General features: G+C 44.5%; 1 protein-coding gene. It reads right to left on the bottom strand.

Translation table 11 applies throughout. The features are described 5' to 3' along the window. Positions 1 to 425: 425 nt before the first annotated feature. Positions 426 to 933 (bottom strand): transposase (locus ACTQWB_RS18675; RefSeq protein WP_441502921.1); only part of this gene is annotated, 508 nt, incomplete at its 5' end.

Genomic DNA, 933 nt, shown 5'->3' with positions numbered 1-933 from the left:
GGTTTTTCAACCTTTCATATCTCAGTGAATAAGCCACAGCTATGAGCATTTCAATGTATCAGGTACTGAAATAGTGGTTAAAGGGTATACGAAATAAAACGTCATTGATTTCCGCTTTACTGGCCTTGTGTATACCCTTCCCTCTATGGCAGCTAACCTCCTATATCCACCAGGATCATCTCTGTCTCCAGAGGTCCTAACTTCCTTCGTCCTGCCTGCCCATAACCAGGGTGTCAGCTATGCTCCTTTACGGGGTCATATGCCCCATGGTGACTATTTCTGCCGACTACTGGCTCATTCTTTGTATTATTGATTACTGACTCGCTTCCTGTTCCAGCACTGTGATCAGTGGACGTTATCTGTTACATTCTGCTTGATTCAGTGGCTGTCCACTTGACAGCCTCCATTACAGTTACTTGTCTTTCTTACGCGGCCTGTAGATAAACTGCCGGTCTCTTGATGTCACTGACCATCTTTTTCGGATCATAATCCACGCCTTTTGTCAGCATGGCATAAAAGACACGTATCAGCTTGGCTGCAATTGCCATAAGTGACTGCATTTTCTTCAACGGATTCAACCTTCTGGTTGTATAATAATTGTGGAGTTCCCTGAACTCCTGGTTCTTCGACACAAGTGACATTGCAACCTCAAAGAGCAAATATCTGAGTCTCTTTCGACCTCGTCTGCTTATTGTTGTCTCGCCCTTGTGCTTTCCCGAACTATTTTCAACCAATGCCAATCCTGCAAGCTTCTGCAGTTCTTTCGGATTGTTGAAGCGGCTGATATCTCCTACTTCTGCAAGGAACCCTGACACTGTCCTGATTCCCACACCTTTGATCTCTAACAGCTTTTCAGCCATCGGAATCTTTCTTACCAGTTCTTCAATTAGAACCATAACTTCCTGTAGACGCGTATTTCTGGATTCATAGTCC

It is taken from the genome of Blautia sp. HCP3S3_H10_2 (assembly GCF_052122375.1).
GTDB lineage: Bacteria > Bacillota > Clostridia > Lachnospirales > Lachnospiraceae > Blautia_A.
The sequence above is the reverse complement of the archived record's forward strand: the minus strand, read 5'-3'. Positions and strand labels throughout refer to the sequence as shown.